The organism is Nocardia sp. CA-135953 (assembly GCF_050955735.1).
Lineage (GTDB): Bacteria > Actinomycetota > Actinomycetes > Mycobacteriales > Mycobacteriaceae > Nocardia.
On sequence record NZ_CP192082.1, the window covers coordinates 7129492 to 7153272 of the forward strand.

A 23781-nucleotide genomic window follows, 5' to 3' on the forward strand; every position below is an offset into this window, starting at 1 on the left:
GATAGGTCGATCACCTATCGCTGGTCGATACCGAAGCGGCAGCGGATTCACGGCCCGGCGGGAATTCGATCGAGTCGCGCGTGATGACACCGCCCCGAGGTACCTGAGCACGGCCACTCACGCGAACCAGGCGGCTCGCACGAGCGAATCAGGTCCTCAGCGGGGCGTGGGCGAAGCGACCCTGAGCGGTTCACCGGTGAATGTCACCGTCATGAATCCCGAAGCGCCTGCTCGGCTCTTGGCGTAGATCTCCACGGCTGGTCCGAGATCGACCGGTCCGTTGGTGGCGGAACTCAGCTTGAAGTAACTAACCGAGCCATCGGGCACCTTGATCGTCTGTGGTGCACCCGCGAGCAGTCCGGCTATCGCGCGTACATCGACGGCGGCCAGATCGAAGGTCTTCGTATCGGGGCTTCGTCCGTCCCGGATATCCGGCTCGCGGATGCTGCCGTTGTAGTAGTAGCTCGCCGTCTCGCTCGGATTACCGCTGACAGGCCGTTTGAAGAGCACATACTCCGGATATAGGGTGACCTCGTCGGCCTTGGTGTCGCCGAATTCCGCGCGGTACGCGGCGAGGAAATACGCGAGCCCGGCGCCGGTGGTCAGCGTCGGCACGTGTTCGGACGGACCGACAGAACCGCCGGCGCAGCTCGCGATACCGCCCACCGCTGCACCGAGCACCGCGGCCGCACTGATGATCGCCACCGGCGCGAGCCAGCGCCGTGGCCGCCTGCGATCCACCCGGACCACCGGCGCGTCGACCAGGTTGTCCGGGATCTGCAAATCGCCGACGATGGCATCGAGTTCGCCGAAGGATTTGGCGGACATGGCCTTCGCGGTGCGGGCGGTGTGCTCGTCCTCGGTGAGCTGACCGTCGGCCAGTGCCGCGTCGAGCAGGCCGCACACATCGGCACGGTCGGTATCGCGGGCCCGGATATCGCCGTAGCGCGTCGTCGCCATCAACGCCTCACTTTTCGAACGGCACCGCGCGCGCGACCGCGCCCGCTGGAGTCAGCAGTAGAAATCCGGACTCGTTGAACTTGTTGCCCGCGTAGATGGTGACGTACGGGCCGTTTCTCGGTATGCCGTAACTGCTGTACGCACCGGCGTCGTCGATCTGCACATCCATATGCGTGACAACACCGTTGGGCACCCGCAGGGTGCTCGGCGCGCTCGCGAGCGCATCAGTGATCGCGGTGACATTCAGCTGGGCGAGATCCACGGCGGGTTTATCCGCCTTGCGGCTGGTCACGGCGCTCGACTGCTGGAAGCCGCCGCGATAGTCGTAGCCGATCAACCGATTCGGCTCACCCGGCACCGCACGCGCCACGATGGCGTATTCCGGATACAACGTCAGCGTATCGACCTGCGGATCGCCGAATTTGTCGCGGTATTTCCCCAGGAACAGCGTGAGCCCTTCCCTGGTAAGCAGATTCGGCGTCGCGATCACGATCGGCTGCACCGATCCGAGGTCGACAACGACCGGTGGAGCGACAGGGGCGGGTGCGGTATCCGATACCCCGCTGGTCAGCACGAAGGCGGCGGCCGCCGCACAGACAGCGCCCGCCCCGACGGCGATCCGATACCAGCGCCGACGATTCGAACGCGGCGGCTGCGGTGGCGGCGCGGCATCGCTGGGCCGTTGCAGATCGTCGACCAATTGCACCAGTTCGCCAAGGGTTTTCGCCTCGCCGACCAGTTCGATGAGGGTCTGGTGCTCGTCCTCGCTCAGCTGACCGTCGCCGCGCGCATTGTCGATCAGTTGCCGGGTGGTGTCGCGATCGATATCCCGTGCCCGGGTGTGATCGGGATAACGTCCACCGGTTCCGGCTCGGCGCAACGGGTTTCGGGTAGGCGTCGATTCGCTCGGCACCAGATCACCCACGGCGGACGGTACTTGCAGATCACCGATGAGGCGCTCGAGCTCATCGACCGTCTTCGCGGTCTCGGCCTTGGCCGTACGGTCACGATATTCATCTGCGCCGAGCTGGCCTTCGGCGTAGGCGGCATCCAGCACACTGGACGCGTTGGCACGGTCGAGGTCACGCGCTCGCATACGTCCGGATGCTGCGGTCGACCGCCCGGATGTAGCGGGGGACACGGGAGAATCGTAATCCGCCGAGACCGGTAACGCCCCAGTTCACAATGAATACCGGTCGGTCGATCCCGCACAGCCCGGCGCGGCCCGCGCGCGGCCCCGCTACTCTGGTTCTCGTGCGAATTCAGCGACAGGTGGTCGACTACGCTCTCAAGCGTCGGTCGCTGCTCGCTGACGTCTATGCGGGCCGTGTCGATGTTGCCGAGGTTTGCGATGCAAATCCCTACCTTTTACGTGCGGCGAAGTTCCACGGTCGGGGGAGTGAGGTCACATGCCCGATCTGCCGGAAAGAGCAATTGACGCTCGTATCCTGGGTCTACGGCGACGGCGTCGGCCCGATGGCGGGATCGGCTCGCACACCAGAGGAATTGATACGCCTCGCCGAGACTCGCGAGGAGTTCTCGGTCCATGTCGTCGAGGTATGCCGGAGCTGCAGCTGGAATCATTTGGTGCAGTCCTATGTGCTCGGTACCGCTCCGTCGCCCACGCGGCGGCGCACGGGCACCAGGGCCAACCGGCGCACCGCAGCCGAATGATGTGCCAGGTCATCTGCCCGTCGGGTGACACGCGGAGCCTCGACGTGTCCGCCGCGGCGATAATCGCCGCACCGCGCCCCGCAGACCCTTACGAGTTATGGAGATCTTGTCAGTGAATTCGCCCTACGAGACTTCCCCCTACGGCGATGAACCGCACGGCGGCCGCACTCAGCGAAGTTCACCTCAGCCTCCGAACCCGTATCCCGGTCAGCGACCGGCCGGTCCCCCACCCGGTCGGCCCGGTCCCGGTGGTCCGCGACCGCCGCAGGGGGGGTATCCCGGTGAGCCGCGCGGTCCGCAGCCGCCGCGTCGACCGGGTCCGCCGCCGCAGGGCCGTCCGCCGCAGGGCAGGCCACTACCCGATAACGCACCGCCCAGCGCGCAGTCCACACAGAAGATCGAGCGCCCGAATCGGCAACCCGGTTCGCTGACCGACGCCGTCGCCGAACGCAACCGCCGCACGGCCCCGCCCACCGGTCCCCGACCGGCCAGCCCGCGGCCCGGCCAAGATCGACCCGGTCAGGACCGCCCCGGTCACGATCGCCCAGGTCACGATCGCCCCGGCGCCCGTCGACCCAACGGCGCCGGACCCACCACCGGCGAGCGCCGCGCGACCGCGGGCGCGCCACCCTCGGGACCGCCGCCGCGCCGCAATGGCGGTAACGGTGGTCCAGGCGGACCGGGCGGTCGTCGTCCCGGTGCGAAGAAGAAGTCGCCGTGGCGGATCGTGCGGCGGGTCATCTACGTCCTGCTGGCCCTGTCCATCATTTTGCCGAGCACGGTCTTCCTGATCGCCTACACCACGGTTTCGGTACCCCAGCCGGGTGACCTCAAAACCAACCAGGTCGCGAATATCCTCGCCAGCGACGGCACCACGGTGATCAGCAAGGTGGTACCGCCGGAGGGCAACCGCACCGACGTCACCATCGACCAGATTCCGCCGCATGTGCGCAATGCCGTGATCGCGGCAGAGGACCGGGACTTCTACACCAACCCGGGCTTCTCGGTTTCCGGCTTCATGCGCGCCGCCCGGGATCAAGTCCTCAACAAGGAGAGCGCGGGTGGTGGCTCGACCATTACCCAGCAGTACGTGAAGAACGCGCTCGTCGGTGACGAACACTCGCTGACTCGCAAGCTGCACGAGCTGGTCATCTCGGCGAAGATGGCGCGCCAGTGGAGCAAGGACGATATCCTCGCCGCCTACCTCAACACCATCTACTTCGGTCGCGGCGCGTACGGCATCGATGCGGCCGCCAAGGCCTACTTCGCCAAGCCGGTCTCGGAACTCACCGTGGCCGAGGGCGCGGTGCTCGCCGCCACCATCCAGCAGCCCTCCGGCCTGGATCCGGAGAAGAATCCCGAGGGCGCGAAGTTCCGCTGGAACTATGTGCTCGACGGCATGGTTTCCGGCGGCAATCTGAAGGCCGAAGAGCGCCAGGGCCAGCAATACCCGCAGGTGGTCCCGGTGTCCACCACCAAGGACAAAGGCCTGGACACCGGCCCCGAGGGCCTGATCAAGACCCAGGTGCTCAAGGAGCTGGCGGCTGCGGGCATCAGCGAACAGCAGCTCAACACCGCTGGTCTGTCGATCACCACCACGATCGATCCGAAGGCACAGCAGGCCGCCGTCGACGCCGCGCAGAAGAAGATGCAGGGCGAACCGGAAAAGCTGCGCGCCGCAGTGGTTTCGGTGGATCCGAAGACCGGTGCGGTGCGCGCCTACTACGGCGGCGACGACGGTCAGGGCTACGACTTCGCAAATGCCGGTCTGCAGCCGGGATCCTCGTTCAAGGTCTTCGGTCTCGCGGAGAACCTGGAATTGGGCAAACCACTGTCGGAGATGTATGACAGCGCGCCGGTCACCGTGAACGGCATCAAGATCACCAACGTCGAAGGCGAACAGTGCGGCACCTGCACCATCGCCGAGGCGCTCAAGCGCTCGCTGAACACCAGCTTCTACCGCATGGAGCTGGATATGCAGAACGGTCCGCAGAAGATCGCCGATATGGCGCACAAGCTCGGCATTCCGGAGACCATTCCGGGCGTCGGCAAGAGCCTGGTCGAGCCGGACGGCTCCCCGCCCAACAACGGCATCGTGCTCGGTCAGTATCAGGCCAGGGTGCTCGATATGGCCTCGGCCTACGCGACGCTGGCCGCCTCCGGCGTCTACCACGCACCGCACTTCGTCACCAAGGTGGTGAGCGCCGACGGGCAGGTGCTGCTCGACCGCGGTGATGTGGCCGGTGAACAGCGGGTCTCTTCGGCGGTCGCGGACAACGTCACCGACGCGATGAAGCCGATCGCGGCGTGGTCGCGCAATCACAACCTGGCCAACGGCCGCGAGTCGGCGACCAAGACCGGTACCGCCCAGCTGCTCGACACCGGCGAGAACAAGGACGCCTGGATGGTCGGCTACACCCCATCGCTGTCCACCGCGGTGTGGGTCGGCTCCATCGATAACTCACCGCTGCGCAACTACAGCGGAGGCATGGTCTACGGCTCCGGTCTGCCCTCGGATATCTGGAAGGCCACCATGGACGGCGCCCTGGACGGCACCCCCAAGGAAACCTTCCCGAAGCCGGCCCCGATCAAGGGCCAGGCCGGTGTGCCCGCGTGGTCCGCACCGTTCACCCCGCCGTCGACCACGGAGGCGCCGCTACTGCCGCCGATCCAGATCGTCCCGAATACGATCGACACCCCCTTCGGACCGATCCAGGTACCCGGCGTGCAACCGCAGACGCAGCAGCGCCAGCCGCAACAACAACAGCAGCAGCCGGAGTCGACGCCGCTGCCCGGACAGCCGACGGCGAACTCCGACGGTACGATGCCGACGACTACCGGATCACCCCAATCCGGCGAGACCGGTAACGGCAACGGCAACGGCAGTCAACCGACCCGCACCCGGTAGAGCGAAAAGCTCTGGCCAGCTCACTGGGGCTGGCCAGAGCTTCCCGATATTGTCGGACCAGACACTCGTGATGGACCAGAACCCATTCGGATCCTGGGTAGCACTTATCCTGCACCCCAGCCAACTGAGGCATTCGGTGTAGGAACCGTAACCCTTCAACACGACATATGAGCCGTCCGGTATCTGAACGCATCGATCGCGGACCCCGGCCCAGGTCGAGCATTCCGAATACGACCCGTACCCCGCTGAGGCATTTACCCGCGAACCCGACGAGCGCTGCGCCGACCAAGGCGACGGCAGCCATGACTTTCGTGAACATTCCCACCCCTTTGTAAGATCAACTGCCCCTCCGACGGTTGATCAATACGGCGCCAACACCGCTGAAAACGCCGCATAGCCGTTCGATCAGCGCGCAGCAGCCGCATCGAGCACGATACCCATCGGACACTCAGTACCACTCGGTCCAGGAGGCGCACCTCGCGGCCGGTACTCTCGGATGGCGTGACCGAACAGCACCTCGCGGACGGGCGGACGAACGGGAGCGCGCCGCAGCCCACTGGGATGCAGTCCGGTGCAGCGCAGACCACACCCGCGTATGACGCGCACGGGCACTATGTCGCGCCCGCGCCGCTGGCGCCGGATCTGCGTTCGGCCGACGGTCGAGATCGGCCCAGCCGCAACGATTCCCTGACCGCGCAGCTGAGCACGGTCGTCGGCGGCCCGGTCGGTGACCACGCGCTCATCGGCCGGGTCCGGTTCTGGACCCCGATGCGGGTGCTGCTCGCCTTCGCACTGGTCTTCCTCGCACTCGGCTGGGCGAGCAAGGCGGGCTGTATCCAGCAGACGACCACGTCCGACGGTTCGCTCACCCTCGACTGGAACAACGGCCGCCAGTACGTCGCCATGTGTTACTCGGATACCGTGCCGCTCTACGGCGCGGAGCGTTTGAACGAGGGCGCCTTCCCGTACAAGAAGGAATGGACCGAGCAGACCCCGGACGGCGGCCGCGAGACCAGGTACATGGAGTATCCGGTGCTGTCCGGGCTCTACCAGTACGCGTCGATGCAGGTCGCCAAGACCTGGGATGCCTCGCCGCTGCCCGGTGCGCTGCAGGTGGTCATCTACTTCAATGTGGTCGCGGTCGGTCTGGCCTTCGCCTGGCTGGTCACGGTGTGGGCCTCGGCGCAACTGGCGGGGCGGCGGATCTGGGATGCCGCGCTGGTCGCCTGTTCGCCACTGGTGATCGTGCACGCGTTCACCAATTTCGACGCGCTCGCAACGGCTTTCGCCGCCACCGGTCTGCTCGCCTGGGCCCGCCGACGACCGCTGCTCGCGGGCCTGCTGCTCGGACTGGGCGGCGCGGCCAAGCTCTATCCGCTGCTGCTGCTCGGGCCGATCGTGGTGCTGTGCCTGCGCGCCGACCCACGGCAGCGGGTGCCGAGCGCACGACTCGGACTTCGGTTGAGCGATATCGACAGCGTGCGCACCGCACTGACCTGGTTGCGCGAAACCCCGTATCGAACGCAATTCCTCAGTGCCCGACCGCTGGGCGCGGCCGCCTTGACCGTCGCGGCCGCGGCGGGCACCTGGCTGGTGGTCAATCTGCCGATCGCGCTGCTGTACCCGAATGGCTGGCGGGAGTTCTTCCGGCTCAATACCACTCGGCACGCCGACCCGGATTCCATCTACAACGTCATCACCTCGTTCACCGGCTGGGCCGGATTCGACGGCGAGATCGGACATGCCGAACAGCCGACCATCCTGAATCTGGTGTCGCTGCTGGTATTCGTCGCGGCATGTGCGGCGATCGCCTATATCGCGCTCACGGCCCCGCGCCGACCGCGCGTGGCCCAGCTGTGCTTCCTGGTGGTCGCCGCCTTCCTGATCACCAATAAGGTGTGGAGCCCGCAGTATTCGCTGTGGCTGGTGCCACTGGCCGTACTCGCGCTGCCGCATCGCCGAATTCTGCTGGCCTGGATGACCATCGACGCGCTGGTCTGGGTGCCGCGGATGTTCTACTACCTCGGCCTGGACCGCAAGGGTCTGCCCGAGCAGTGGTTCACCGGCACTGTTCTGCTGCGCGATATCGCGGTACTCGCGCTGTGCGCCTTGATCGTTCGGCAGATCTACCGACCGGAAGAGGACCTGGTCCGGCGCGATTTCGTCGACGATCCGGTCGGCGGCGTGATCGATCGCGCACCGGACCCGCTGCTGCCCTGGCTGCCGGAGGCACTGCGGCCAAGGGCTGTGCTCGGCCGCTAGCGACTGCTTGCAGGTCGCTCGAAAGGGTCGGCCGCTAGCGACTGCTTGCAGGTCGCTCGAAACGTCGGCTCAGCTGGTGCGCAGGAAGCGCGCCTGCCTGGCCGGTTCCCGTGGCAGCAGGTCCAGATCCAGCTGCCACGCGCTGCCGGTCCACGGATCGAACAGCGGGGTGCCGTCCACCGTCGGCAGATGACGGCAGGCCTGGGACAGCATCGCCACCGTGCCGTCACTGGACTCGGATTCGTCGGTGCCGACGATCACCGTGGACAGCCCGATCAGATCGCCGCGCACCAGCAGCGTCGCGATGCGCTGCGCGTCCGCGGTCTGATATCCGTGCGGGAAGTCCGCCGCGAGCAATACCCGGTGCTCGGTCGGCGGGGTGAAATTCCCACTGGAATAAGCCAATTCGGCCAGGTCTGCGGCATCGACCAGGATCTGCAGCCGCGCCGAGATATCGCCGTATTCGGTGATCGGCGGGCCGTTCAGCACCGGGGTCAGCGGACCGACGAGTTGGCTGAACGCACCGGTCAGATCGATCATGTCGACCAGGGTGCGCCGACCGGGATCGGCAGCGAGCAGCCGCGCGAGCACCGCGCCGACGACCGGGGCCGCCGCGGCTGTCGATTCGGTATCGATCCACAGCGGACGCGTCAGCGGCACCGGCACGCAGTACGGAATGCGCAGCGGCCCACGCTCGTTCGCGTAGAGCTCGCCGAGTCGGATGCCATCGCTCGGCGTCGGCGCCCCATCCCAGGCGGGCGAATCCCAGGACGCAAGTGACGGCGGCAGTTGCCGATCGGCGTCGGCGAGTTCACCCATGAGCGCTTGGCTGTCGCGCAGGTGACTACCTTCCGCGGTGGCGATCAGGTCGTCACAGCGCCGCTGTGCGGTCTGCCTGGCCTCCTCGGCGGCGGGGGTGTTCCTGGTCGCCGGATCCGAAACCGCCGCGGACAGTTCCTGATCCAGTCGCTGCATGGCGTAATCACGCGCGGAGATGAGCGCGGCGGCCGAGCGCGCGGCATCCTCGAAAATCATCCACAGGCGTTCGAGTCCGTGCGCGACCTCGAGCGGCGCCGGGCCGGCGGCACGGGAGTCGCCAGGACCGCTGATGGTGTCCTGACCACCAGCCCGGCCCGCACTGCCGACCGGTTCGGCTTCCCGCAGATCGGCCGCGCTGTGTTGCCCGGACTGCGGCGTCGCCGGTTCGTCGACCTCGACGCCGTGCGCGGTGAGCAGCACGGCGAGCCCACCCGCATAGCCCTGACCGACCGCGCGCAACTTCCAGTCGGTTCCGCGCCGATACACCTCGAGGCAGATCAGCGCGGTCTCCCCCGCCGACGGATTGATCGCGAATTCCGCTGTAGCGCTGTCGTGCACGGCGAGTTCGGCGGTGACCGCACCGAGCCCGTGCGCCTGCGCGGGCGCGGCCGGATCGGCGCTGACCACCAGCAGCACCGCCTTGGCGTCGGCGCGCACCTCGGCGAGCCGGATGGTGACGCCATCCTCGGACAGCGTCACCCCCGCGGTCTCGGCCTGGTTGTAGAACACGAAATCGCCGGTATCGAAGACCCGCAGGTTCTCCGCCACGACCAACGCCGAAACATCCAGGGCAGCCCCGGCTTTCGCGCTGAATCGAACTATATCGCCGGTCAGCACCATATTCTGACCGGCCTTCAGCTGAATCACGTTGTCCGCCCCGTTGTTTCGTGCAGTATCAATTACCCAGGAACCGGCCCAGCTGTGGCACCGCTTCACCGGGATGTTTGGCCTGGAAGCCTTCGCCGAGTGCCTGCAACTTCCAATCGCTGCCGACCCGGAACACCTTGGCCATCGCCATCGCGGTGAACGGCATTCCGCCTGCCATGGTGTACCTGGCCAGCTCGCCGTTGTTGGCGCCGTCGACCAAGCGGCAGAACGCGTTCTGGACTTGTTCGAAAGTGTGGCCCTTATAGGAGGTCACGATGAACACCAGCGTGCTGACGTGCGCCGGGATGCGGGTCAGGTCGACCAGGATCACCTCGTCGTCACCCTCGCCCTCACCGGTGAGGTTGTCGCCCTGATGCCGGATCGAGCCGTCCTTGGAGGTCAGCTGGCCGTAGTAGGCGACATCCACCACGTTCATATCGGCGAACATCACCACCGACGCGTCGAGGTCGATATCGACGGTCCGGTTGCCGAACATGCCGCGACTGCGCACCGGATCCCAGCCGAGACCCATCTTCACGAAGGTCAGCGCGGTGCCGCCTTCCTTACGCAGGGTGACCCGCTGCCCCTTGACCAGGCTGACCGGACGATCCTTGCTCAGGCTGATTTCACTGGGCGGCTGTTGCTGGGCGGCGGGCTGGGCGGGCGGCGGATAGCCCTGACCCGGGACTGGTGCGGGCGGCGGGTAACCACCGGGTGCGGGCGGGGGCGGGTAGCCCGGTCCGGGCGGCGGGTAACCGGACGCACCCTGAGGGTAGCCCTGCTGTGTCGGCGGGTACTGCGGCTGCTGCTGCGTCGGAGGCGCTGGCTGTGGCGGCGGGTAGCCCGGTCCGGGCTGTGCAGGCTGGTAGGCCGGTGGCGGCGGAACCTGGGTCGTGGCCGGCGACTCGTCGACGGTGACACCGTGATCGGTGACCAGCGCCGCGAAACCACCGGCGTAGCCCTGGCCGACCGCACGCACCTTCCACTCGCTCTGGCGCCGGTACAGCTCGAGTGCGATCACGATCGACTCGGTGTTCAAACCATCGATGCGGTACTCGTACAGCTGATTACCCGCCGAATCCGACACGATCGCGGTCGGCGCGGGAAAGCGGCCGAAATTGCTGGTCGCGTCGTCCAGGGTGATCACCGCGCGGATCTGCGCGATATCCGCGGGCACCGCATTCAGCGATACCGCCAGCGACGCGGGCTGCCCGGCCGGCGCGGGCTGCAGATTCACCCCGGGGCCATTGGGCTGATTGAAGAAGACGAAGTCCGCGTCGGAACGGACCTTCCCCGACTCGGTGACCAACAGCGCGGACAGATCCGCGGGTGCGGTCAGCTGGACGGAGATCACCACGTCGTTGGCGGCCAGCGGGCCATTCTGACCCTTGGCGAGTGTTGCGGACAAGTTCGACCCTTCGCTTGTCGGTGCGTACGGTGCCACTCTACGAGAAACGTGTCGAACACGATCCGAAGTAACTCCCCGCCGTGGCCCGTACAGGTACTCCAAGATCGGTTAGGGTGGCGAAACGCGGTCGGAATGGCGGGCGATAAACCCGTGTTCCCCTACGAGACAGCAGGCAAACCCCCTATGGCGCAACTGTTCGAACAGTCGAAAAAGGTGATCGAGGCACACCTCGCCGGATCGAGTATCCGGGCGATTTCCGGCTCGATGGTCGCCTACGAAGGAAATGTGCAGTTCAAGTCGGCCGGTTTCGGCGGCGGTGACGGCGTACTCGCTGGGCTCAAGCGGCGTGCCACCGGCGAAAAACTGTCGCTGATGGAATGCAGCGGCAACGGCCGGGTCTTCTTCGCGGTCAATGGTCAGCACGTGACCGTGGTGAATCTGAATAACGAGACGCTGCAGGTCGAATCGCAGCAGCTGCTGTGCTTCGCCGGAAACCTGCGCACGGACGTGCGTTTCGCCGGTGTGCGCGGTGCGTCCTCGGGTGCCGGTCTGTTCACCACCACGGTGACCGGACAGGGGCAGGTCGCACTGCTCTCGGCGGGCGGGCCGCTGATCCACCTGGAGGTTTCACCGCAGTATCCGCTGGTCGTCGATCCGGATGCCTTCGTGGCCTGCCGGGGCAATCTGAATCAGTCGTTCGTGACCGATGTTTCGTGGCGCACCTTCGTCGGTCAGGATGCGGGGGAGGCGTTCTCGCTGCGCTTCGACGGTCAGGGCCTGGTGTTGATCCAGCCGGCGGAACGGTAAGGGAGCCAGCGATGTTCGAGAAGGTCAACGGCAAGGTCGTCAAGGTCGACGTCGGGATGGCGGGCGGCGTGGTCGCGCGCAACGGCGCGATGCTGTTCTACACCGGCGATATTTCCTTTGCACCACACCAGGTTCCGGGAGCGGCGCCCGGTATGGGCGGTGGCGGCATTATGCGGATGGCGGGCCGGATGATGGCCGGTGAGCACGAGCGCACCATGCTGGCCTCCGGTAACGGCGAGGTGCACTACGGATTCGCCGGGCTGGAAGTGCAGGTGGTGCAGATGCAGCCGGGCGCGGTGCTGCGCGTCGAGGCCTCGCGGCTGCTGGCCAATACCGCCGCGCTGCAGAGTTCGATTGTGTCCGTGATGAGTTCGGGCGCCGGCGGTGGCGGCGGACTGATGGGTGCGTTGCGCGGCGCGGCCAGTGGTGCGCTGACCGGTCAGGGCATGTTCACCACGCAACTGTCCGGACAGGGCGCGGCGGTGCTGCTGGCACACGGCGGATTCCTGGAACTGCCAGTGGGCGGACAGAACCCGATCGTGGTGGACCCGCAGGCCTTCGTTGCCGCCTACGGCAATGTGCAGACCGAGTTGAAGACGGCATTGAGCTGGCGCGATGCGGTCGGTCGCGGTTCCGGCGAGGCGATGCAATTGCATTGCGTCGGACAGGGTGTCGTGTACGTGCAGGCCTCGGAAGAGAAGTTGTGAACCATGACCGATATTTTGAATCCGCTGAATCTCGGTGAGAGCGACAACCTTCCGGGCAACAGCTACGCCTACTGCATCGACCTGAACAAGCCGTGGTTCATGCGCAAGGGCGCGATGATCGCCTACTACGGCGATATGCGCTTCCAGATGCTCACCCACGGATTGCAGGGCGGACTGCTGCACATGGTCTCGCAGCAGTTCTCCGCACCGTTGTTCACCGGCGACTATGTGGTCGCCGAGGGCCACGGCAAGCTGATCATCGGCGACCGCGGTTACGACATCAATTCCTATGACCTCGAGGACAACGGCAACCTCACCATCCGCGCCGCCAACCTGCTCGCCTTCGAGCCGGGACTGTCGCTGAATCAGTCCATCGTCCCCGGATTTCTCACCCTCATCGGCACCGGCAAGTTCCTGGCCTCCTCCAATGGCCCGGTCATGTTCGCCGAGCCGCCGCTGCGCGTCGATCCGGAAGCCCTTGTCGGCTGGGCGGATTGCCCGTCGCCCAGCCACCACTACGACCAGCGCTGGGTCTCCAATTTCCTCGCGGCCGGTGCGGCGCGCTTCGGGGTGAACTCCGGTGAGGAGCGCCAGTTCGACTTCACCGGCGCCGGAACGGTTCTCATTCAATCCAGTGAGAAGATCCTCAGCGATTCCGCGCTGGTCCGCACCATCGAGGGGCAATTGCAGAGCGGCATGACCGTCGGCGGCCTGCAGCGGCTGCACGGCGTGATCACCCAGCAATTGGGCGCTCAGCAACAACAGAGTTACTGAATGAGGTTCGGGCATACACAGCATACGACCTGCTCCACGACCCTCGGCTTCAGCCGTGGGGTAAGCGTGTCAGCCATGTTCCCGAGGCACGCACGCTCGAACATGTCACATTCTCGCCGCCGGGCTGGCGGTGACAGCCTGCGGAGACCTCTGGATTACCAAGTCCGTGAAGCAGGAACCTCAACCCTCACAGGTTGGAATCCTGCGCCTTCAGGCGTGGGGAGGAGGTCAAGAACCAGTTGATGATCTCCTCGCCCGCGAGAATTCCGGAGGCGCGGGTGATGGTCAGGTTGGGGTGGGTCCAGTTGAGTTGTTCGAGTTCGCCGTGGCGCGGACGGATGGCGGAGTCCGCGGTCCGCAGCATTTCGGCGTCGAGAGCACCGTCACCTGCGGCAAGGGTCATTGCTGCAGCGGTGAGTTCACCGTTTTCGACCAAGCGGCGACGGACTTCGCGCACCGCATGACTCTTACAAACGGCCAGGGGCATCGTGTAGATCTTGCGGCCCTGCTGGGAGACGGACCAGCCGCGCGGGCGGCACCAGGCATCCCATTCGGCGAGGAAGCCGTCGGGTACTTCCTTGGGCTTGACCACCAGGTAGGTGAACAGATGATCGGCGACCCGGAACTTGGTGACCCAGGAATCATCGATCCGAGCACGCAATTCGGTGTTCACCTCCGAAAGCGTCGCGCCACCGGCCCGCACTTGCGCGTCGATATCGATGCGCCAGCGCATATCCGGCACGCCGTCGACCAGGATGTTCCCGCCATTGCTGGTAATCGCGTATCGCCAAGGAGCCCCGGGTAATTGGATACGTTCGAACTGCTTGATGGTCCGCGTGGTGGTGGGAATGACGGCGGCGGGTTCGGTCAGGGTCTGCATTCGCAGGGCGGCGGTTGTCGTCATGAACGACAGTGGCGCGCCCTCGAGGTGTTCCACACATACCGTCGGCACATCGGTCGCGGCGTGGAAAGCGTTGCGCGAGTAAATCATCGTTCGGTCGAGATCGGTAGCGATCAGAGCCTGTCTTCGTAGTTTTCTCAGATGCATTACTGCTGTACGTCCTTGATCAATCCCATGCACGAATAGGCCAAGTCGGGTACGACCTCGACCGGAACGCCGCGGGCCGCGGCGAGCAGACGGATATGCGCGTGTTCCGGTGCGTCCGCCACACGCACCAGTACCCGCCACGGCAGCCGCCGCAGCAATACCCGGGTCGTCTCACCGACACCCGGTTTCACGAAATTCACGCTGTCGACGCCGTATTCCTCGCGCACCCTGTCGACCGAGGCCCAGCCGGTCCAGGTCGGTGTCCGGTCGTCGGCGCGAACGGCGGCCAGCTCGGCGGGCACGCGATCCCGGACGGCGTCGAAAGCGGTGGTCACGGTGTCGAGCAGGCGACCGGAGACATCGTCGGCTGCCAGCTCGCGATAGAACTTCGCGCCGTGGAAATCGCCGGGTCCGATTAGCGTGTCATTGAGCACGGTGCGCGAAATCAGTCCGGAGACTGTCGAATTCAGGCAGGCGGAGGCGATCAGGAAGTCGTCTCGGGTGCCGTAGGTGCGCACGCAATGTCCCGGATCGGCGAGCACGGCGAGTTCGTCATTGAATCTGGCGCCGCCCGCGGCGTGATAGGAGTCCAGCGCTTCGGTGAGTTCGCGAGTGATGGCACCCTTGCCGGTCCAGCCGTCCACGAACACGACCGAAGCCGGATCGTGGTTGCGAGCAAGGTAATCCAGGGCGACAGCGTCGATACCGCGTTCGCGCACGATCGACACCGCGTAATGCGGCACGTCGAGACTTCGAGAACGCAACCAGCGCCGCATGAGAATCCCGATGGGCGTACCCGCGCGCGCCAGCGAGACCAGCACGATATCGGTACCACGTTCGGCGACAACGAGTTCGGATACCGTCGCGACGGCGAGCGCGAGGCGCTCGGCACTCTCGGCCAATACCTCGTCGAACAGTGAGCGATATGCGGCATCGGGCTGATATTCGATCGGCAGCGATTCCGCGTAATGCGCGGCACCGGACTGGATCCGGCGTTCCCGCTCGGCCACATCGGCCTCGAGGTCGACCTCGGACAGATCCTTCAGCAGCCACGAGACCTCGTCGGCCGCATACGATCCGAAGGTCGGTCCATACAGCGGAACCGGAAGTTCCAAGGCCGATTGTGGAGAGATATTCGATTCCGGCACAGCGTTCGACGTCATAACACCCTCGGTTCGGCATCGGTGCGTTCCGCGTGCAAAAGCCGCGGATCCGCACCCGGCAGCACTGCCAGCACGACATCGTCGCCGGATGCGGTCAGCACATCGATCAGACCGCCTTCGGCCAGCAGTTCATCGGTATCGGCAGGTGTGTCGATGACAACGACCAGAATCGGATCGACTTGGCGTGACCGCACCGAGGTGGCAGTCCCGGTCAGCGCCGGATCATCCCCTTCAGTCGCACGCGCACGATCGCCCGGTGCCGCGCCGTCGTCGCGCGTCACGAGTTCGGACAACGCATCCTCGATCCAGTGCGCGTTGTACAGATAACGCGGTTGCGTCTCACCCGCTTCGGGCGCAACGAACCGAAACCCACGCCGCAACGGATATCCCGGCTCATCGAGCACATATGCGGGCGAGCGAGTCGTCGTCTGAAACCGCGCCGGAATCCCGGCATCGGCCAGCTCGGCCGCCAACCGCAACGGCAGATACATCAGCTCTTCATGCCCGAGCACAATCGCGGGCCGACCAGCGAAATCATCAGCAAGTCGAACCCGCAGCGCCTCGGCGGCCCGCACCAGCGCCGCCTCGAACGCATCGGTATCCGATCGCAGAATCCCGTGCCGACCGCCTTCGGGAACCGAAGCAGGCCACGGCAACTCGACTCGATCGAACGAACCGCGCCGCGCCGCAATCGGATTCAAGACCGGATCCGGCATAGACGACACCGTCTCGACCAGATCCTCGGGCAGCATGGTGCGACCGGACGCCAGACACACCGTGTCGATCCGCGCATCCAACTCCGCGGCCGCCGCCGCGAACCGCGCCCGATCGCCCTCGGTCCGCATATCCACCAGCGACGCCAGCACATAATGCGACCGCGGCGAAAACGCGTGCAGTGCCCGAACCGCATCGATCGCCGTATCACCGGTGGAGATCTCGTCGTCGACGAGCACCAGCGGCAGATCGTTGACGAAGATATCCGCAGGTGCGGGCTGCAGCAGATGCGAGGTGGCGTGCGAATGCCCCTCTTCGAAGCCGGTCAGGGTGGTCGCGTCGGGCACCTCGCGACGGGTCGAATGCAGATAGCATCCGGCCCCGATCCGCGCCGCCACACAATGCCCCAAACCCGTCGCGGTCTCGGCGAATCCGAGCACCACGGCCTCGCGATCGCCAAGTGCGTCACGCACCAGATCGCCCAGCCGATTGCCCGCGCCGAGAACCACCCGCGGATCGGTCGGCAGATGCTTCCCGAGCACGGTCGAAACCAGGAGGTGCGCACGACGTGGATTACGCCGCAACCCCGGCTGAATCAATGTGGCGATGGGCAATTCGGCGGGCAGCACATCCAGCGATTCGCCGCCATGCGAATGCTCGTGCCGCAACTCGATACCCAAATTCGTTGTCGCCCAAGGATCAATGCTCACTCGGTCACCAACGCCGTCAATAGATCCACGAACGAAACACCCTTATTCGCGACACCGAAAACACGAGCCCGCAGCAGCGTCTGGCGCGCCCAACTGCGATGCGGCCGCATCTCGTTCATCTTGTTCCGGTATCCGGATGCGGCCACCCCGCCGACATCGACCTGCAGGATGTCGAGCGCATCCGAATACTCCTCGTGCGTCACCACCGACAGCGCATGCACGGCCGCGACATGCGACGGATGGATCACCGTCTTGCCCTGGATCCCATTGGCCCGGTCGAGTGTGATCTCGCGCAGTAGCCCGTCCAGATCGCGACTGACCAGATAACGCCGGAACGGCACCGCATCGGATTCCTCGAACGGCGCGGTCCGCAGCAGCGGCCGGAACATCCGCTCGTGGTCGGCGAAGTATTCCCAGACCGGTCCGGTGATCACGAAACCTGTACCGTCCGAACGCCCCAGATAGTTCACGATATCGGCGATGACATCCGCGACCACTCGCACGTCGTAGATGGTCAGATCCCGGTCCCGCCGAATACCGAAGGTCGAGCACATATCCGTCGCACCGATGCGCACCGCGAGTATCCGCTCCCGGTGCTCGGCCAACAGCGCGCCGATCTGGGTCAGCTCCTGATCCCGGCTCTCACGATGCACCAGCGCAGGCGATTCGAGCACCGGCATGCCGTATACGGGCCTGCCCAACCGCTCGGCGGCCGCCTCGAGCGCGGCGAGATATTTCGGACCGCTCGCCCTGTCGAATTTCGGAAAGACGAAGCCGGTCAGTGCCACCGCCCCGGTGCCGAGTTGCTCGACGATTTCGGTCACGGTATCCGCATCCCGAACGCGGACGAACAGCAGCGGATTCGGATCCTCGCTGTCGGCGAGCAGATTCAGCGTCGCGACGGTCTGCCGTTTGGCGAATTCCACCTCGTGATCGGCGACCGCGTCCTCCAGATCGATGACCATCGAACACACACCGCGCGCGGCCCGCTTACTGATCGTCAGGGCGAGGTCGGCCCGGGTCGCCGGCGCGTACAGCGTGGCGCCGAGCGCGAACGCCAGAATTTCCCGGTCGGCATCCTCGCCGAACGGTTCCGGTTGTCTATGGAACAGGTGCCGCGCCTCCGGGCCGTGCAGCTGGCGAAAATGGCGCAGCGGCAATTGCTTTCGCAGGGAAACCCGTTGCTGGACGACGATGCCCGCGGTCATCGCTTCGCTGTCCTCATCCCTGATGGCGGTGGCCGCATAAATCCTGGCCTCATTCTCGTCGTGGTCCTGCTTGCTTTCTCATTCGATCCACTACCCCGGCTACGAACTCCGCGGCTTTATCCAATTCGGTCACATAGGCCCAGTAGTCGGGGTGCCGCCCCGACAGGCTTTCGGTGATTCGATCTATCCGGTCCGCCTGTGCATCGAGCACAGATCCCCATTCGCCGACGAGTCCGCGGCTCACTGCGAGCATTTGCGCGTCCCGCAGCCGAAATCGTACGGCTTTGGCCTTCTCTTGCGGATTCTCACGGACCTCGCGCAGCAATGTCAGCCGTTTGGTGACGGCGTCGATCAAGTGTTCGGCCTCGGTGAGGTGCCCCCGTGCGGATGTGGTCAGATCAAGTGCGGACTCCGGATTGTTTTCGGCCGCCGCCGCACGTGCCCGCACGAGGGCGGCATCCGCGGCATCGATGGCCTTTTTGCTTTTCGGCCCATTGTTAGCCAGATCCGCCGAACTCGCAGCATTGAACTCGCGGAGCAACTCCGAGTAGGCCGGCGCCACCCGTTCGCCGCGGGTGTGGACCGCGGCCGATCTGGTGGCCACCGAGGTAATGGCATTGGCCGCGGCCGCGGTCCGAGATGGCGCTTGCGCCAACGCTTCTGCCAGCGCTTTCGTCGCCGATTCCAGGCGGTTGGCGGCCTCCCGGACATCGGCCGCGGGTGCCTCGGAACCGAGCGCCTCGAGTGTGAGCAGCGACTCATCCACCGCCGCCGCGTACTGGCGCACCGAAGGGTAGCCTGCATATTCGGATTCGGCGGCCTGCCCGCGCACACCGGCCGCCGCGACCTTCACTTGCTGCGCGAATTGCGGCACCGTGCCGAGCACCGCGACGGCATGTTCGAGCTGGGACTGATTACCGAGATAGAACTCGTCGACGGCACGGGCCGCGTCGGTCAGCTGCCGCACCAGGGTGTCCACCCGCGGTTGTCCCTGTGGCATCGGCGTGTCGTCGCGCTCGGCGTTATCCAGTTCCTCGGTGAACGTCAGATACGCGCCTGCGGCGTCGTAGCATCTGCTGCGCACGGGTTCCCATTTCGCGCTCATCCGTCGCTCGGGAAACACCTGTTCGCAGGCGTGCACCGCCGCCTCGGCCGCGCTCTGGCGCCGATCCATATCCAGGAACGCGGCCGCCAGTGTCGACCGGCCCTGTGCAATCCATTCATTGTTCCCGGACGACCGGAACCATCCACGCCTACGGCCTGCCACGCCCCGATGTTAGGCGGTGGACTAGTTCGCCGGGGATACACCAGTTCCTACGCAAGATTGCCGAAACCTACTACTGTCGTAAGGCGTACCCGGCGATTCGGACAATGCTGGGAACCACAGACGTCTATTGAAAGGGAACCCCGCATGGGTGTCAGTCTGTCCAAGGGCGGCAATGTCTCGTTGACGAAGGCAGCGCCGAACCTTACCGCTGTCTCCGTCGGGCTCGGGTGGGATATTCGTACGACCACCGGCACCGACTTCGATCTGGATGCCAGTGCGATCGCGACCGGTGGGGACAAGAAGGTCGTGTCCGACAAGCACTTCATCTTCTTCAACAACCTCAAGTCGCCGGAGGGCTCGATCGAGCACCTCGGCGACAACCTGACCGGTGAGGGCGAAGGCGATGACGAGGTGATCAAGGTCGACCTGGCCAACACCCCGCCGACTATCGAGAGCATCTTCTTCCCGGTCTCGATCTACGACGCGGACACCCGCCAGCAGTCCTTCGGCCAGGTGCGTAACGCCTACATCCGCGTTGTCGACCAGGCCAACGGTACCGAGCTGGCCCGCTACGACCTGTCCGAGGACGCCTCGACCGAGACGGCCATGGTCTTCGGCGAGCTGTACCGCAACGGCGCCGAGTGGAAGTTCCGCGCCATCGGCCAGGGCTACGCGTCGGGTCTGGCGGGTATCGCCCGTGACTACGGTGTGAACGTCTAAGACGTACTGGTCTCTCCCTCAGCGACTGCTTGCGGGTCGCTCGAAAGGATCGGCAGGGGGCTCGGCGACGGGCCCCCTGCTCGCATGTCCACGGAACGATTTGCCTCGCCGCTCCGTTGGACAATCGACGGTTCCGCGACCACGCTGGAACCATCATCGCGACCGCGGGTTGGTACGACCCTCGGGTTACATCGGCAAAGGCGCGCTCGGACAGACATTCGACCGCCGCACGGAAAGGGTCTCCGCGTGGTCCTGCGCATATTCGGCATGTCCATCGTTGTCACGGTGATATCACTCGTCGTGGCATTCCTGTACGGCGGGCCGACAGCACTGGCGCTGGCCGCCATCCTCGGTGTGCTCGAGGTCTCGCTGTCGTTCGACAATGCGGTCATCAACGCCACCGTGCTCGAGCGGATGAACGAGTTCTGGCAGCGGATCTTCCTCACCGTCGGCGTGATCATCGCCGTCTTCGGCATGCGGTTGGTCTTCCCGTTGGCGATCGTCTGGATCACCGCGGGCCTGAACCCGATCAAGGCGTTCGACCTGGCGCTGAACCCGCCCGCCGATGACGCGCTGGTCTTCGCGGACGGCAGCCCCAGCTACGAGAAGTTGCTCACCGACGCGCATCCGCAGATCGCCGCGTTCGGCGGCATGTTCCTGCTGCTGCTGTTCCTGAACTTCATCTTCGAAGAACGCGAGATCACCTGGCTGTCCTGGCTGGAGAAGCCGCTGGCCCGGCTCGGCAAGCTGGACATGCTCTCGGTGGTCGTCGCGAGTGTCGGCCTGGTGCTCACCGCGGAATTCATCGCGGGCGACGGGGAGCGCGCCACCGTTCTGGTCGCCGGTCTGCTCGGCATGATCACCTACATCGTGGTCGACGGCCTCGGTTCGCTGTTCCACACCGAGGAGTTCGAGGAATCCCCGGACGGCGGTCCGTCCCAGCTGGTCAAGGCCGCGGGCAAGGCGGCCTTCTTCCTGTTCCTGTACCTCGAGGTGCTCGACGCGTCGTTCTCCTTCGACGGTGTCATCGGCGCCTTCGCCATCACATCCGACCCGATCATCATCGCGCTCGGCCTCGGTCTGATCGGCGCCATGTTCGTTCGTTCGATCACCGTGTACCTGGTGCGCAAGGGCACGCTGTCGGAGTACGTGTACCTCGAGCACGGCGCACACTGGGCGATCGGCGCGCTGGCGGTAATCCTGTTCGTCTCGATCGGCGTGCACATCAACGAGATCGTCACCGGTCTCGTCGGCGTGGCGTTCATCGGCGCGGCGTTTGTTACCAGCATCATTCGGAATCGGCGCAAGGACACCGACGAAGTGGAGAGCGAGCGCGAGGTCACCCCGGTAGCCTGAATTCCGGCGGGTAGCCGAAGAACTCGAGCGGCAGCGGCCTCCTGGCCGGCTGCCGCTTCTCTTTTCCCGAGGGGGAAATGGCGATGTCGAACGAACCTCCAGGCGTGGACCTGTCCAAGGTGACCTTGTCAAAGGCCACGCCGAGCATCACCCTCACCAAACCCGGCGATCAGCAGGGCACCATGCGGGTCAATCTGAACTGGTCCAGTGGTCCGAAGGGCTTTTTCCGCCGATCCAAGGCCGTCGATCTGGATCTGGGCTGCCTGTATGAATTAGCCAGCGGTGCAAAGGGTGCGGTGCAGGCCGTCGGCAACAATTTCGGCGCACTGGAATCCGAGCCGTTCATTCAACTCGACAGCGACGACCGCAGCGGGGCATCGGCCAGCGGCGAGAATATGCACATCAATCTCGCTCGCCCCGAGGTGTTCCGGCGCATTCTGATCTTCGCCTTCATCTACGAGGGGGTGCCGAACTGGGCCGCCGCCGACGGTGTGGTGACGCTGTTCCCGACCTCCGGTCCGCAGATCGAAGTCCGGCTGGACTCCCCCGTGGACGGTGCGCGGTCCTGTGCGGTCGCCCTGCTGCAGAATCAGGGCTCGGGCATCACCGTGCACCGGGAAGTGAACTACATCAATGGTGCTCAACGCGCGATCGACGAGGCGTACAGCTGGGGCATGAACTGGCACGCCGCCAAGAAGTAATTCAGCGCACGGGCACCGGCTGCCGCTGATCGACTCGGTGCGTCGGGCGGCGGGCGTCGGGCGGCGTGCGGCGAACACCATGCCGATCAGTCCGGCGGCGAGGTGCCGCGGCGGCTGATCGATGAACAGCCAGGCCAGCACGGCGGTGACCGCGGGAGTCGCGAAGAACATACGCCCGACTCGCGTTGCATCCCAACGCTTCAGCATCGCGTTCACGCGGCAAGTCACGCCGCTCGTGCGATATGACCATCTGCGGCAACCGCGCCAAAAGCGCCGCGTTCCGCGCCAGACACGCCGACCGACCCGGTTCGTACTAGCCCACCGGAACCAGGCTGCCGGGTTCGAATCGGGGTATTCGCGGCAGTTCGGGCCGGAATCCGCGCGGTATCGCACGCACGAACAGGAAGAAGAACACCACGAGCAGCACGGCACGTCCCCAGACGCCGAATTGCACGACGTTCTCCATCGAATCCACCGAATTTCCGGTTCCGATCGAATAGAAATACCGGAATACGCCGATTCCGATCGCGGCGTCGGCGATCAGATACGTGCCGATCGCGGCCCACGGCACCTCGAGCAGCACCATGAACGGCACCAACCACAGCGTGTACTGCGGCGAATGCACCTTGTGGAACAGCAGGAATCCGCACAGCATCGCGCCGCTGACCCCGATCCACGGGAAGGTGCCGGTCATCGTGAATCGTTTCCAGCCCAACCACATCGCCAGCGCGAAGGAGGCCAGTACCAGAGTCGGCGAGGCAATCGATACCGCATGCTGAAATGCGCTCTCGCCGTAGGCGTCCTGACCGAAAAGCTGCCGAAGTCCCCAGTACCAAATGGAATTCGTGGTGATATCGGCCTGGCGCAATTGCTGGAAGGTGATCGATGCGCGCCAGCCGTCGTAACCGGCAAGCGCGAACGGCAGATTCACCACGACCACTGTGCCGACGGCGGCGGCGGCGGTCTGCAGCGCACCGCGCACATCGAATCGAGTCGGCGTCGGATCATCCATGCCGCGCTGACCGCCGGTGAGCACATAAGCCAGCAACGGCAGCACGAAGATGCCCGGATACAGCTTGAGACAGAACCCGATGCCGAGCAGCACAGCGGCCAGAATTCCCCTGGTACGCAGCGAATATCGGGTCAGCGCGGTCACCACGTACACCGCGGCGACCGCCGTGCAGACCACGGGCAGCTCCCAGTTGTGGAAGGCGTAGAGCACAAGCGGCGGCCCTGCCGCCCACAGCAGCGCCGCCCGCCCGGCCAGCCGGACCAGCAGCCAGGCGGTCAACAAGGCGAACGGCGCCAACAGCAATGCCGAATGCAGCAGGAATTCCGCGTCGTTATCGGCGCCGACCGCACCTAGCCACATCAGCACGCCACTGAGCACCGGATATTCGACCGCGCCACCGGTCAGCGTGCCATCAGCGGTGATGCCGCCATCGATGTAGGGAAAGACGTGCTGATCGATATCGCGACCGAGCCACAGGAATTGGATATCGGAATAACAGACGTCCGAATCCTTGATCACATCGAAGACCGCACTGCGACCGTTCTCGGCGAACGGCGCACCCGCGCACCGCGCCTTGTTCGCATATGCCAGCGCCAGCGTCAGCCCGCACAGCAACACCACCACCACCGCGGCCAAGGCCGCGCTGCGCGTCACTCCCCCGACGATCCTGTCGCGGGTGGCGAGTCCGGTCGGCAT

The 23781-nt window shown here is 65.4% G+C and carries 20 protein-coding genes; 10 read left to right on the plus strand and 10 right to left on the minus strand.

Annotated features, from left to right (window positions below; all coding sequences use genetic code 11):
* Positions 1 to 156 precede the first annotated feature (156 nt).
* On the minus strand, positions 157 to 960 hold the full coding sequence (locus ACQPXH_RS32400) for a DUF1707 SHOCT-like domain-containing protein (RefSeq protein WP_433600196.1): 804 nt from the start codon (positions 958 to 960) through the stop codon (positions 157 to 159).
* A 7-nt stretch (positions 961 to 967) separates the two neighbouring features.
* On the minus strand, positions 968 to 2056 hold the full coding sequence (locus ACQPXH_RS32405) for a DUF1707 SHOCT-like domain-containing protein (RefSeq protein WP_433600197.1): 1089 nt from the start codon (positions 2054 to 2056) through the stop codon (positions 968 to 970).
* 158 nt (positions 2057 to 2214) lie between these two features.
* On the opposite strand from ACQPXH_RS32405, the gene ACQPXH_RS32410 reads away from it, so the two are divergent.
* From ACQPXH_RS32410 to ACQPXH_RS32420, 3 genes are all read left to right on the plus strand, one after another.
* The gene (locus ACQPXH_RS32410; RefSeq protein ID WP_169814622.1) at positions 2215 to 2634 is read left to right on the plus strand and encodes a DUF5318 domain-containing protein; all 420 of its coding nucleotides are present in this window, start codon (positions 2215 to 2217) and stop codon (positions 2632 to 2634) included.
* A gap of 397 nt (positions 2635 to 3031) precedes the next feature.
* The gene (locus tag ACQPXH_RS32415; protein WP_433603663.1) at positions 3032 to 5542 is read left to right on the plus strand and encodes a transglycosylase domain-containing protein; all 2511 of its coding nucleotides are present in this window, start codon (positions 3032 to 3034) and stop codon (positions 5540 to 5542) included.
* A gap of 561 nt (positions 5543 to 6103) precedes the next feature.
* Positions 6104 to 7804: a glycosyltransferase family 87 protein gene (locus ACQPXH_RS32420; protein ID WP_433603664.1), complete on the plus strand. Its 1701-nt coding sequence runs from the start codon at positions 6104 to 6106 to the stop codon at positions 7802 to 7804.
* A 69-nt stretch (positions 7805 to 7873) separates the two neighbouring features.
* On the opposite strand, the gene ACQPXH_RS32425 is transcribed toward ACQPXH_RS32420, so the two are convergent.
* Together ACQPXH_RS32425 and ACQPXH_RS32430 are read right to left on the minus strand one after the other, a co-directional pair.
* Positions 7874 to 9490, minus strand: a complete 1617-nt coding sequence (locus tag ACQPXH_RS32425; RefSeq protein WP_433600198.1) for a TerD family protein — start codon at positions 9488 to 9490, stop codon at positions 7874 to 7876.
* Between the two features lie 28 nt (positions 9491 to 9518).
* Positions 9519 to 10898: a TerD family protein gene (locus tag ACQPXH_RS32430; protein ID WP_433600199.1), complete on the minus strand. Its 1380-nt coding sequence runs from the start codon at positions 10896 to 10898 to the stop codon at positions 9519 to 9521.
* 183 nt (positions 10899 to 11081) lie between these two features.
* On the opposite strand from ACQPXH_RS32430, the gene ACQPXH_RS32435 reads away from it, so the two are divergent.
* From ACQPXH_RS32435 to ACQPXH_RS32445, 3 genes are read left to right on the plus strand one after another with little or no spacing between them, the layout of a single operon-like run.
* Positions 11082 to 11705 carry an AIM24 family protein gene (locus ACQPXH_RS32435; protein WP_040697553.1) on the plus strand — a complete coding sequence of 208 codons (624 nt, stop codon included), beginning with the start codon at positions 11082 to 11084 and terminating at the stop codon, positions 11703 to 11705.
* 11 nt (positions 11706 to 11716) lie between these two features.
* A complete protein-coding gene (locus ACQPXH_RS32440) occupies positions 11717 to 12412 on the plus strand; it encodes an AIM24 family protein (RefSeq protein ID WP_433600200.1) in 696 nt (231 codons plus the stop codon).
* Between the two features lie 3 nt (positions 12413 to 12415).
* On the plus strand, positions 12416 to 13186 hold the full coding sequence (locus ACQPXH_RS32445; protein ID WP_433600201.1) for an AIM24 family protein: 771 nt from the start codon (positions 12416 to 12418) through the stop codon (positions 13184 to 13186).
* Positions 13187 to 13373: 187 nt separating this feature from the next.
* Here ACQPXH_RS32445 and ACQPXH_RS32450 read toward each other — a convergent pair whose 3' ends face one another.
* The 5 genes from ACQPXH_RS32450 to ACQPXH_RS32470 are packed head-to-tail and all read right to left on the minus strand — an operon-like array spanning position 13374 to position 19296.
* Positions 13374 to 14177, minus strand: coding sequence for an HAD family hydrolase (locus tag ACQPXH_RS32450; protein WP_433600202.1), 804 nt, complete (start codon positions 14175 to 14177; stop codon positions 13374 to 13376).
* A gap of 56 nt (positions 14178 to 14233) precedes the next feature.
* Positions 14234 to 15397, minus strand: a complete 1164-nt coding sequence (locus ACQPXH_RS32455) for a cysteine protease StiP family protein (protein ID WP_433600203.1) — start codon at positions 15395 to 15397, stop codon at positions 14234 to 14236.
* Positions 15394 to 16821: a phosphoribosyltransferase family protein gene (locus tag ACQPXH_RS32460; protein ID WP_433600204.1), complete on the minus strand. Its 1428-nt coding sequence runs from the start codon at positions 16819 to 16821 to the stop codon at positions 15394 to 15396. The genes ACQPXH_RS32455 and ACQPXH_RS32460 overlap by 4 nt, the downstream gene beginning before the upstream one ends.
* On the minus strand, positions 16818 to 18029 hold the full coding sequence (locus tag ACQPXH_RS32465; protein WP_433600205.1) for an HpcH/HpaI aldolase/citrate lyase family protein: 1212 nt from the start codon (positions 18027 to 18029) through the stop codon (positions 16818 to 16820). The genes ACQPXH_RS32460 and ACQPXH_RS32465 overlap by 4 nt, the downstream gene beginning before the upstream one ends.
* 49 nt (positions 18030 to 18078) lie before the next feature.
* Positions 18079 to 19296 (minus strand): hypothetical protein, encoded by a 1218-nt coding sequence (locus ACQPXH_RS32470; protein ID WP_433600206.1) that lies wholly within the window; start codon positions 19294 to 19296, stop codon positions 18079 to 18081.
* 144 nt (positions 19297 to 19440) lie between these two features.
* Between ACQPXH_RS32470 and ACQPXH_RS32475 the strand changes: the two genes are divergently transcribed.
* From ACQPXH_RS32475 to ACQPXH_RS32490, 4 genes are all read left to right on the plus strand, one after another.
* Complete coding sequence (locus tag ACQPXH_RS32475) at positions 19441 to 20016, plus strand: TerD family protein (RefSeq protein WP_063042648.1); 576 nt, start codon at positions 19441 to 19443, stop codon at positions 20014 to 20016.
* 246 nt (positions 20017 to 20262) lie between these two features.
* The gene (locus ACQPXH_RS32480; protein WP_433600207.1) at positions 20263 to 21372 is read left to right on the plus strand and encodes a DUF475 domain-containing protein; all 1110 of its coding nucleotides are present in this window, start codon (positions 20263 to 20265) and stop codon (positions 21370 to 21372) included.
* Positions 21373 to 21455: 83 nt separating this feature from the next.
* On the plus strand, positions 21456 to 22073 hold the full coding sequence (locus tag ACQPXH_RS32485; RefSeq protein ID WP_433600208.1) for a TerD family protein: 618 nt from the start codon (positions 21456 to 21458) through the stop codon (positions 22071 to 22073).
* A 242-nt stretch (positions 22074 to 22315) separates the two neighbouring features.
* Positions 22316 to 22390, plus strand: a complete 75-nt coding sequence (locus tag ACQPXH_RS32490) for a hypothetical protein (protein WP_433603665.1) — start codon at positions 22316 to 22318, stop codon at positions 22388 to 22390.
* On the opposite strand, the gene ACQPXH_RS32495 is transcribed toward ACQPXH_RS32490, so the two are convergent.
* Entirely contained in the window at positions 22387 to 23781 is a 1395-nt protein-coding gene (locus ACQPXH_RS32495) for a hypothetical protein (RefSeq protein ID WP_433600209.1), read from the minus strand. The two genes, ACQPXH_RS32490 and ACQPXH_RS32495, sit on opposite strands and share 4 nt — an antisense overlap.